The organism is Paenibacillus sp. J31P190 (assembly GCF_059692075.1).
In genome coordinates, this window is record NZ_JCAUAS010000017.1 from 168,990 (window position 1) to 180,403 (window position 11,414).

10 protein-coding genes are annotated in these 11,414 nt (G+C 43.5%); 3 read left to right on the forward strand and 7 right to left on the reverse strand.

Features of this window, described 5'->3' with window-relative positions:
- Positions 1–433: 433 nt before the first annotated feature.
- Positions 434–1,636 carry a multidrug effflux MFS transporter gene (locus tag AC58U0_RS25760; protein WP_497381753.1) on the reverse strand — a complete coding sequence of 401 codons (1,203 nt, stop codon included), beginning with the start codon at positions 1,634–1,636 and terminating at the stop codon, positions 434–436.
- 495 nt (positions 1,637–2,131) lie between these two features.
- Between AC58U0_RS25760 and AC58U0_RS25765 the strand changes: the two genes are divergently transcribed.
- A complete protein-coding gene (locus AC58U0_RS25765) occupies positions 2,132–2,968 on the forward strand; it encodes a hypothetical protein (protein ID WP_497381754.1) in 837 nt (278 codons plus the stop codon).
- Between the two features lie 376 nt (positions 2,969–3,344).
- Here the strand turns inward: AC58U0_RS25765 and AC58U0_RS25770 are convergent, their stop codons facing one another.
- From AC58U0_RS25770 to AC58U0_RS25780, 3 genes are all read right to left on the reverse strand, one after another.
- Complete coding sequence (locus AC58U0_RS25770) at positions 3,345–3,881, reverse strand: aldo/keto reductase (RefSeq protein ID WP_497381755.1); 537 nt, start codon at positions 3,879–3,881, stop codon at positions 3,345–3,347.
- Entirely contained in the window at positions 3,878–4,282 is a 405-nt protein-coding gene (locus tag AC58U0_RS25775; protein ID WP_497381756.1) for an aldo/keto reductase, read from the reverse strand. Before AC58U0_RS25775 ends, AC58U0_RS25770 begins: the two co-directional genes overlap by 4 nt.
- A gap of 161 nt (positions 4,283–4,443) precedes the next feature.
- Entirely contained in the window at positions 4,444–4,836 is a 393-nt protein-coding gene (locus tag AC58U0_RS25780) for a hypothetical protein (protein ID WP_497381757.1), read from the reverse strand.
- 663 nt (positions 4,837–5,499) lie between these two features.
- Between AC58U0_RS25780 and AC58U0_RS25785 the strand changes: the two genes are divergently transcribed.
- Positions 5,500–6,609, forward strand: coding sequence for an ATP-binding protein (locus AC58U0_RS25785; RefSeq protein ID WP_497381758.1), 1,110 nt, complete (start codon positions 5,500–5,502; stop codon positions 6,607–6,609).
- 365 nt (positions 6,610–6,974) lie between these two features.
- Here AC58U0_RS25785 and AC58U0_RS25790 read toward each other — a convergent pair whose 3' ends face one another.
- From AC58U0_RS25790 to AC58U0_RS25800, 3 genes are all read right to left on the reverse strand, one after another.
- Complete coding sequence (locus AC58U0_RS25790) at positions 6,975–8,906, reverse strand: fructose-1,6-bisphosphatase (protein ID WP_497381759.1); 1,932 nt, start codon at positions 8,904–8,906, stop codon at positions 6,975–6,977.
- A 267-nt stretch (positions 8,907–9,173) separates the two neighbouring features.
- Entirely contained in the window at positions 9,174–9,719 is a 546-nt protein-coding gene (locus AC58U0_RS25795) for a GrpB family protein (RefSeq protein ID WP_497381760.1), read from the reverse strand.
- 25 nt (positions 9,720–9,744) lie between these two features.
- Positions 9,745–10,158 (reverse strand): GNAT family N-acetyltransferase, encoded by a 414-nt coding sequence (locus AC58U0_RS25800; RefSeq protein ID WP_497381761.1) that lies wholly within the window; start codon positions 10,156–10,158, stop codon positions 9,745–9,747.
- A 333-nt stretch (positions 10,159–10,491) separates the two neighbouring features.
- Between AC58U0_RS25800 and AC58U0_RS25805 the strand changes: the two genes are divergently transcribed.
- Positions 10,492–10,893 (forward strand): VOC family protein, encoded by a 402-nt coding sequence (locus tag AC58U0_RS25805; RefSeq protein ID WP_129731953.1) that lies wholly within the window; start codon positions 10,492–10,494, stop codon positions 10,891–10,893.
- Positions 10,894–11,414: the final 521 nt, after the last annotated feature.

An 11,414-nucleotide genomic window follows, 5' to 3' on the forward strand; every position in this document is an offset into this window, starting at 1 on the left:
AACTACATAAATGAATCAGTTCTTCGGATGGAGAAGCCCAGTTCCCGGTTAAGCACCGAACATAACCGGTATACAGAGAAATCATTTTCAATGTTATCCCAGAATATACTCATATGATTCCCCCCTTAAGCAACAACACCACGAGGGGGATTGCACTGAAAATCGCTGATCCCGTGTGCAGATCACCTTAATTGATGGTAGGATTCAACAGCTAAGACTTTATAGCTTGGACAATGTTTTGCTGAACACAATGCGTTTGTGCACGCGGAACTCGATTTTGTGAAGTGTGATATTCCAGAATTAATTATAAAACGGAGCCCGCAAAACCTGCGGGACTCCGTTATTGTTGATTAAGAATTGTTTAGAATTTGTTGTGTGCCGCGGAGAAATTACTGTTTCGCAGAATTTGTTAGAAAAAAATATTTGGTTTTCGTCAAGCCGCCTCTTTCGACCCTTTTTTCACTAAAAGGAAGTAGGACATCATCGCTGCGGCGCTAGTGGATAAAATAATGACACCCAGCGGAACAGCCGTGTCTTCCCCGGCAATACCGACTAGCGGAGAAACGACCGCACCGAGCAAAAAGGGAATGACGCCCATCAGCGCAGCCGCACTGCCCGCCATATGCCCCTGGCTCTCCATTGCAAGTGGGAAAGCCGCCGTGGATGTAATACCGATGGCCGCTACAAAGAAAACGAGCGGAATCACAAGTGCGTACAGGGGCCCGTGGAAAATAGCTACCAGCAAGACGGCGATGCTGGCTGCGCCGGCAAGCCACAGACCGAACAGCAGGAAGGTCTGCTCCGACACACGGTGAGCCATCCGACCAACCAACTGCGAGCCGATGATCAAAGTGATGCCGTTCGAACCGAACAACATTGCAAATACCGTAGGGGAAACCCCGTAAATATTTTGATAAATAAAAGGTGTTCCGGAAACGTATGCGAAGACCCCCGCTATCATGACCCCCTGCGCGAGCATGTATCCCGTAAATGAGCGGTCTCGCAAAAGCGATCTATAGTTTCGTAGTTGTTGAGCAAAATTGCTGGGACTGCGACGCTCGACAGGCAAGGTCTCTTGGAGTCTCCATTTTGTCATGGCAAAGAGGAATGTCCCCAGTACCGCCAAAGCAATAAAGACGCCGATCCAGCTCGTGAGCGCTAGAACACCACTTCCCGTTACAGGCGCCACAAGCGGACCCAAATTTCCGACAAGTAAGAGCAGCGAGAAAAATTTGGTGAGCTCGTGACCGCTAAACAAATCGCGTGCGATTGCACGGGAAATGACAATGCCTGCCGAAGCAACAAACCCCTGCACTAGCCGTGAAAGGATCAGCAGCCAAATACTCGGCGAAACCGCACAAGCTATGGATGCCACAACATATATAGCCATGGAAATTAGCAACGGCTTGCGCCTGCCATAGACATCGCTGAGCGAACCCATGACCAGTTGGCCGATACCCAGCCCGAGTAAACATGCGGTCAGACTGAGCTGGACGAGGGATGCTGTCGTACCGAATTGTTCTACAATCTGAGGAAAGGCCGGTAAATACATATCGATGGTAAAAGGCCCGAGTGTCGAAAATAAACCTAACAGCAGCGCTAGTCTAACGGCATGCTGATTGTTCTTGTTGGTCATCGTATAATGTTCTCCTCTTTCTTCATTCCATATCCGGAACTCTTATCTGTTTTTTGTTACACCTTAGCACAACTGTATAGTTATTGACAACAGTTACTTATGACGTGATAAAAGCAAAAAGCAGCCGCTCCAGGAGTTCCCTGTACCAGCTGCTTCTCATTAGTTTGTTAAAAAAGGTTTTATCACTTCCTACTAAATGATAATTCCCCGTTCCTCATCAACGACTTCAATAAAAAATGCTCCAGCCAAGGTTCTCCAGGTAAATAATGGATCAAAAATTTACATTTCCAAAATTCCTCCCATGAATCGTATGCTTTCCAAGCTATATCAGGCTGGGAATGCCTCAAAAAGTTATATACCCCTTTTCGAAGATTATTTTACAAAATATTGATTTATTAGTTAATTGAGCTTATGATTCATATATATAAGTTTAACTAGTTTTAGATATATTATTATTAGTATATTCTGATTGCTAAATAATAAAGGAGAGTATGCATGAACATTTCAATAAATCTAAAAAACGAACGCACTCCTGGAATGTTAGAGATTTCACCTGCCATTGGACCGAGTGTTCATCATAGAACAATTGACAAGCACAAGCGAGAAGAAAATAAGGATAATATAACGATAAGTCCACAAGCTCATAACTTGTTCAGTAAAAATGGTTGGAAGAAACCAATACTTGAACGTTTAATGGAACATAAACAAAATATTTTGGATCGACGTAATGACTACATATCAAGCGGCTTAGAAAGAGGAGCTAGTCCGGATGAAATGAAATCAGGACTTGAACAGATTGATAAGCAAATCCAAGATATTGATAAACAAATACAACAATTGCAGCAAGAGGAGTTCCGCAAAGCGACTGGTTCAGGTGATAAGAACCTCAAAGAAGATGATGGTGTAGTGGACAAAACCGTTAAGAGTACCGATTCATCAGACTCCCAACATTCTTCTACTATGCAACTTACTTCGGACATGATGAAGGCACTAATATCTACAAGCAACGAAGTTAAACAAGTCAAAAGTGTTAAAATGGCTCAATTGACACTTGAAAGCGAATCATTAAATTGGGCAAGCGCCCCCGAGCGCTCCGCACTGCTAAAAAGAAAAGCTGCTGAATTAGATGGTAAAATGATTAATACTTCCCGGAACGCAGTGAGTAATTTGAAGCACGCTATTGAAAATAGTAACGAAGATATTCAGCCTCAATTACCTTTAAACGAAGATAGCAACATTGCTAAACTAGTTGCTGTTAATGGTATTGAATCAAATATGGAGAAAGAAAAAAAAGAATTACTCTTAGAATCAAATGCAATTAATCCTATCTAACCTAATTTTCGTACTTCAGCCCCTATTTTTTTAGGGGGCTATCTACGGCTTAGCGACACAGTGAGTTCACTTCCGCCACGTACACAGCTTCGACTAAATCATGTCGAGTGGGGATATTTCGGTAAAGTGTGACAATACCGACGCACGCACGTTTCGCGATCTCTTCTAACGCCAATTCGGCCCCTGCTCGGTGAAAACTCGTGCGGTAGCAATAACCGCGTCAAAGTTGCACGCCGCATCCGCCTCGATGGGGACGTCGCTGCGCAAGCAGCTCACTTACAGCCACCTCCGAAAATCATCTCTGTTGAAAACTAAAGTTCTAATTCGAAAATCGATCTCTAATCCAGGCGACGGTCTTTCTCGTGGATCTTCAGCTTCAATCCTCCTCAGGGATAAGTTGGGTGATTGTGTCTACTTCCTCCGGCGCCAAACGGATGCTGGCAGCGGCGAGATTATCCTTAAGGTGATCAATGCTGGTTGTCCCGGGGATTGGCAGCATCCGCGGCGAACGATGCAACTGCCAAGCTAGGGCGAGTTGCTGGATTGTGACGCGATGTTTCTCCGCAATAGGGCCCAGAACGTCGCGGAACCTTTTGCCTTCCTCGCCCGAAGGCACAGCAGCCGGGTGCCACGGCGAGAAGATGTTACCGGCTTCATCTGCCACCTTGAGCAATGCTGCGCCGAGCCGGGTACCGATATTGTAATGAGCCGTGACAGCGGCAATCTCGGTGAGGCTCATTGCAATTCGAAGCTGTTCTGCACTGATGTTGGACAGGCCTATGTGCCGGATTAGACCTTCCTTTCGCATTCCTGCAAGTGTTTCAATGATCTCCTCGAAAGGCACGTCGGTCATTGTCGGCGTGTGCAAATAGTAGAGATCGATGTGATCGACACCCAGACGCCGCAAGCTCATGACGCGCACTGGCGTAAGTAATTCCGATTACCCACAGCGCTCAAGTCGGTGTAATCAGGACCGCCCCGCACGAAACCGCCCTTGGTGGCGATCACCAGATTCTTCGGATAAGGGTGGAGTGCCTCGCGGATGAGTTCCTCGTTGGAGTGTGGACCGTATACGTCGGCTGTATCAATGAAGTTAACGCCCTGATCGATCACCTCTCGCAGCAATGCAATCCCTTTATTGCGGTCAGGATATTCGCCCCAAACCTTCGGCCCGGTCAACTGCATAGCGCCGTACCCGATCCGGTTTACAGTCAGTTCACCACCGATTGCTACCGTAAGCGGAATCTCATTAGATGCTGTTTTCATAGTTCGTATTGACTCCCTCCTGTACAGAATGACAATTCTTCTTAGCATCGGTGAAACGCATGTTGGTCTCTAACTTCTTTCCGCTTAGACGAGGGTCAAGGTTACGGAAGACTCCCTTTTAAACCCTATATTCCCAATTCGACTGGTTTCATTTTTAGTTTCCCTCCATCTCACCAAGTTAATAATTATTTTGTTCTACCCCACGAGAGTCAATCACGACTCCGAGGAATTGTTCCATCAGGAATGTGCAGAAAATCTTCACTGATCGTCCACAGCCTTTCGGCCAACGCCGGATCGATGGCCCACGAACGAACTCCTCGTTGGAGTTGGCTGTCTGCCGGTACAACCTCCGCGATATCGCCATCTTCGCAATAGACGCCTCCCTTGCCGTTCAGCATTGGACTGACTGCGCACCATACGGATGTGTCGGCGCCTTGTTCGGAGGTTTTGAAGCCTCCGGAAGACGCATAGGTGCCGTCTTCGTTACGTCTTACACCCCTACCAGCTAAATCCTCATCGCTCTTTGTAAAGTGTATAAAATGGAGATATGGACAATAAAACATATGATTCAGGACTTGCTCCAAATCATCTCTGCCGGTCAATAGGGATCCACATTATTAAAACCGCGCAGCTACAGCCGACGACCTACCGTGATACGTTGGGAAGCCGCATAAGGCAACTGGGCAAGTTTAAAAGGAACTGCCCGATTTGGGAAAAGTCATCGATGTAAATGTTACTCCAATGGAGCGCGGTGCAGTGTGAGGTCAGCCAGTTTTTACTGGTTGACCTCTTTTTATTAAGTCGCCTGTAAAAAGTTCTGCGAAGAATATAAAAAAAATAGCCCCAAGCCCGTTAATGCCCAGAGTTTCAACTCATGAATTTGCATGGGAGTAATTCTTATTTCTCTTGGGTCAGATACTCTTGGGACTGGTGCATGCAGTAATAATTTAGTTTAATGCAATGGACAAGGTTTCTAGTAATATACGCCCCTTGTTACACTTTACTCCTGTTAGCACAAAAGGCTGCACGCGGCAGCCTCAATGTTTGGTGTTTTACTATCGTTATCCGTAATGACCTCACTTGTTATCTATGGTACGGTTCACCGCGCTGTCTGTAAAGCAAGTTTTTTGGTACTTTCAAAACCGTGATAAACCACGTTTTTTTGTTTTAGGTATTATTTACAACTAGTTTATCGCATGTTAAGATATACGTAATTACGTAACTACGTATTTAAATAATTTAGTGAAAGGGTGATCCATTTGACAGTGTCTAGAGACTTCGGCGCAGAATTGGATAATTTAACAAAGCAATTGGGTGATCTTCAACAGCTAGTAAGTCAAATCGTAAATGATAGCTCGCCTAAAGTATCTCGAAGCCAGACAGTCGACAAAAGTACCCTGTTAATCGAAATGAACAACAATGAATTGGAACTTGGTGAGGTTTTTTACTCAGGGCAATACCGTGGGGAGAAATGGCGGTACAGATGGGAGCCCCAAGAAAGACGTGTTAGTCAATTGATGGATTTGGATGGCGAGAAAGTCGCCAAAGTTTTAGCAGCACTTGGTCATAAACAGCGCTTGGACATCCTTAGATCGGTGTTGAAAGAACCCCTTTCGGGTTCAGAAATTGTTGAACGTTTAAACATGGGGACAACCGGACAACTCTACCATCACATTAAAGCGTTGCTTGGGGCTGACCTCCTTGTCCAAGAAGAAAGAGGTGGAATGTACTCTCTTCCCTCCCACCGAGCACTTCCACTACTTTTGTTACTAGCAGCGACTTCCGACTTACTTGATACAAGTGACTATATGGAATTAGCTGAAACAAGAAACAACGCTAGTGCCTATTTGGGTAACACTCAGGATGGTTACGACCCGCACCATCTTCTCTGGGCTGTGTTAGAGAATTCCATCCTAGAGCATCGAGCCGGATTTAGCAGCGAAGTAGGCATTTTCCTTCAAGGTGATGGTAGCATCACAGTTTCTGACAACGGGCGAGGAATCCCTGTTCAAGTCCTTCCGAACACAGAAAAATCCCGTGTGCAAGCAGTTCTCACTGAATTGAGCCATTTTACCAACGACTCTTTCGTTGCTCCAGGAGGAGAAAAAGGTATTAACATTGCGGTTGTTAATGCTCTCTCTCAAAAGCTTTCGATCGAAGTTCGTCGAGAAGGAAAAGTCTTCAGGCAAGACTATAAACATGGAATTCCTCAAACGGGTTTGTTGACAGTAGGTGTTACAAAAGAAACGGGAACAAGTGTTACTTTTCTACCTGATCAAGAAATTTTTAAATCCACTTTTGACAGGGAAATTGTAGCGAAACGTATCCCTGAAATTTTTGCAACTTATCCCAACCTAACAATTCACTTTCACTGAGACTAAAATAACCTGCACCTGAAACAGCAAGAGTGAAACATAATTATTTCTACGAGGCTCCTCATTTTGAGGGGCCATTTTCTTTTCATATGACCTTCTTCAAATGCAAAGCGAAAAAGGGAGCGTACAAATCGAATTCGATGACCTAAGCTACTCGGTTTTAATCGCTCTGATACCCTTGCAAAATAATCTTTTAGCATATTTAAGGATATTTCAATGTCATAATAAAAACCCTCCCAAATATAAGTTATCTCTAGCTTTGCTAGAATTAGGAGGGTTTAATCTTAACGCATAAGTTGTGTGTTGTGTTTGCGTTCCCCCTTAGCGTAACGCGGCTGTACCAGTTGTTTCATTTAGCAGTTGTTTCATTTCATGTAGCGATATTCCAGGAGATTCTTCAAATTTGAGATTTTCTGCAGCAGCTTCTCCCCGACATTGGTTTCCCTCACCAGCTTCCGCTCCAGTTCTTTGTCCACCAGCCTTTTTACAGACAATACGTCTGTTCCGTTACATAACACATCTTCTTTTGAATTAAATTTCTGATGGGCAACGAGCTGCATACCAAAGGAATTATACAACAAGGTATATCCGGCGATGCCCGTTGTGGATTGATAGGCTTTGGAAAAACCGCCGTCAATGACAACCATTTTCCCGTTTGCTTTAACGGGGTTCTCTCCACGAATTTCTTTAACTGGCGTGTGGCCGTTAATGATATGTCCATGATCCGGATTCATATCAAACTCCAGCAGGATTTTCCGGCAGATCTCCTCATTTTCACGCAAATGATAATAAGGGTTCTTTCTCTCCTTATAGGTCTCCTTATCTTGGATAAAGTACCTTTCAAAGGTGGTCATTTCTCTCTTTCCGAAGAGCGAGGAACATTCCCCTGTCCAGATGTACCATACCATATCCGTAGCCAGATCATCCGTCTCTTCCGGATGCGCAAAGGCGTAACGTAAATAATATTCAAAAACATCGAGCAGTTTCCGCCCCGAATACGTCTTGTCTTCAATCTGCATTTCTTCCATGTTTCCTTCTTCATCCAAAGGAATACAGCCGTGAAATAACAAATTCCCGTTATATTTTAAATAAAGGCTGCCTTTTTTCATAAAAAAATTCATATGTCTGGCCAGCTTTTCGGAATGCTGAACGGAGAACAGCAGCTTTTCCATCACCTGCTGTTCTTCCTCCAGTAAATTTTCAGGCTGCTGCGGATTTACGGTTGCGAAACAGGTGTTTTCCAGCGGGTAAGTTTTACCGCCGATCTTGATTTCAGTTTTGTCGTAATCGATTTTCTCAAGCAAAAGCCTTTCAGACATGTTAAAGTATGGCCGTCTTTTGATAATTGGGATTTCAAGCTTAAACTGAATCATGGCAATGGCTTGATGAATTTTGGTAATCTGCAGGATTTCCTGCTCCGAACCGTTATGGTCGGCCTGCAGCTTCGGTCTAAAGGCCGGATTGTCATCATAGTATTTCTCCGCCAAGTTCAGCAGTGGGCGAAGATTGATTCCATATACGTCTTCGATAATGTCCAGATTGTCGTATCTGGCGCAGATCCGGATAATATTCGCAAGGCAGACAAGGGAACCCGCATAGGCGCCTATCCACAGGACATCATGGTTCCCCCACTGAATATCTACAGAATGGTAGTTGATCAGTGTGTCCATAATTTTATCGGGGTCCGGCCCCCGGTCATAGATATCTCCGACCACATGAAGATGGTCAACCACCAAGCGCTGGGTCGTATAAGCAAGGCCGATAATGAGCTTGTCCGCCTGGCCTAAGGAAATAATTTGCCAGTATATTTCCTCATAATAAGGGTCCTTGTTGTTGGTCGAATCCGTCTTGTATAGAAGCTCTTCTACAATATATACAAACTGCTCCGGCAGAGCTTTACGCAATTTTGAGCGCGTATATTTGGAAGAGGCATAAGAAATGAGCTTAAGCATTTGTTCAATCGTTTGTCTGTACCATTGGTTCAAGGCTTGTTTATTGCACAGGTCTCCTTTAACCAGCTGTATCTTTTCTTCCGGATAATAAACTAACACCGTAAAATCATTGATTTCATGGTCCGTCCAAACCTCATGGAACAAGGCTTTGATTTTCTCTTTTACGGTACCCGAACCGTTTCTTAGTACATGCTGAAAAGCTTGGAACTCCCCATGCAAATCACTGACAAAATGCTCAGTTCCCTTGGGAAGATTGGAGATCGCTTCAAGGTTGATGATTTCTGTTACAACTTTTTCTTCCGTATCATATTTCTGGGCCAATAAATCTAGAAACTGCGCATCCAAAACAGATGTCCCCTTTCAAGGAAATATGGTGATGTATAAGAGGTTTTTTAAATGGGGCTAGCCGCGTACCATTAACTTAGCGTAAACAGTAAAGGGAAAAACATTAGGTTTCCGAGGTTCCCTTTTGTACTCTTACTAACAGCTATTATAACTGAAACTTCCCACACTATCCTGCCCGTTACTTAAACGGACAACGGCAGCCGATCATGTGCCGGCTGCCGTCATATCGTGATTGAATATGGGTTGCCGTTAGTTCAGAATTAAACTTTACATATCGGATATGCTTGGCTTCCAACCCATTTCTTGCGACCATAAATGGGCTTTCTGCATAATGTCCCAAACAATCGGTCCTTTTCCCTCAACATATTTGGGGCGTTCGTGCTTAAAAATTGCCATTAGTCGGTGTTTTTCTTGTGCGTATCTCAAACAATCTGCAGAATGTACTCGTAAATAATCTCTGAAAAGTAAAGTCATTTGCTCTGAAAAACTACCTGCTTGTCTAACATGAATGTGAGTTCTTATAGTCCCTGGTATTTCCCGAAAATATTTTTTAGTTTTGTCAGGATTTTCCTCCCGAAATACAAAACCCACACTTTCAATCTTATCCTTATAGCTTAAAACATCATCGTAATGTAAAACCGATATTTGGATATCTATGATTGGCTTTGCATCCAAACCAATAACCGATGTTGAGCCAACATGATCAATACGAATTGCTACATCGCCCAATGTTTTTTTTAATTTTGAAGCTACATCCATGAATAGATTTTTCCATTCTGGATCATGTTTAGCTATCCTCCATTGATCCTCCATAATTTTCTTCTCCTTTGGCAATTTGCTACACAATTTTTACCATACGACTATAGCTCAGTAATAAAAATGCCTTTAAGTAAGCAGTTGCTATCTTGGCCGTTAGTGAGCAAAGGCAACCAATCGTTCTGGCCGGCTGATTTTGAGCTTCTTCCTCCAACTTGATTTTTAACTTAGTCGCTAATCCTAACCTTCGATAACTTGGATGAACCCATAATTGAAATATCTCGATAAACCGCCCATCAAATTGAAATAGGTTTCTGTCTAACTCGTTGTAAATTGTTTTCCATGGATACACGGAATCCCTATTTGCTATGGAATACATTATCATCGCAATTGGTTTGTTGGAAGCAGAATCCTCAATAACAAACGCACCTATATCTGAGTCAGTGAGATACCCTTCTATTTTCTTACTATGTCCCTCTTTATTTTGTTCTGTCATATCAATTACATCCGATAGTGGTACCAATCATTTTTCAAGTCAATTAGAACTAAAAACTCACGGTCATTTTTATTTGATTTTCGTATGTTTAGCATTCTTTCATCCCCGCTATCCTGCGCTAGTTTAAAGATTCGAAACATAAATATTAACTTCTTAATTTGCCAGATACCTTGACGGAGACGATGCTGAAGCAGACAAGTAAATAAGTTTAGAAACCGCAGGATGCATGACAGGAATGTCATACCTTGCGGTTTCTTTTATAAGATTCGCTTCTGCTGCCAGAAGTAGAGTATAGTAGGAGTAGTTGAAAATATATTCCAGGAGGCTAGAGCCATGTCACAGGAGATTTGGATTAACCTGCCGGTCAAAGATGTTGAGAGGTCAACTGCCTTTTTCAATGAGATTGGATTCCATGCGGTGAGCGTTGGTAACGAGAGAGCCAAGCTTGCCATAGGCCAAACAACGATCCTGCTGTTCCCGGATGCGGCGTTTGAGAAATTTACAGGTTCAAAAACCGCAGATACTTCCCATAGCGCAGAAGTAATATTTTCCATTGGCGCTGAAAGCAGAGAAGAAGTAGATGCCTTTATTCAAAAAGTAGAGTTTGCCGGAGGAAGCATCTTTGGCAAGCCGAGTGAAATTGACGGCTGGATGTACGGCGCAGGATTTGCCGACCTGGACGGTCACCGCTGGAACCTGCTGTACATGGATGAGAGCAAAATGCCGAAACGCTAATATGGAAACGCCGGCCACCTGCTTAAGGTCACCGGCGTTTTTTTACACCCCGTATAATTTCATATCTGTCATTCAAATCAAAATCGTTGCTTAGAAGGAAAAATACGTGGGTTAAACTAAAAGTAGGGGTCGAAGAACTGATCGATTGTTGAAAACTGGCATTTTGCGATGTTCTTACATCTAATAACCTTACCATTAAAATACACCTCCTTTTTGACGAAGCTTATCTATTATATGAAGCTATATTGAGAAAAGATTGTATACTAATCTTATTTAACATAGTAAGTGGGGAGCAAAAATGTTGAATAGATTGTTCCCTTTAACCTGCTAAATAGTTCAACAAAAGCAACCGGCGACTTACCACGCTAAACTGCCCGTTACTTGAATGAACAAAAAGAGGAGCTGCCGCGTTGAAGTGACCCCCAAAAGTTAGACAGTATATAGTTAGACTGCCTTTAGCGCATGAGTTCGGTACTGTACCGGGCTCATGCCTTTTAGTTTTGCCTTTATTCGTTTATGGT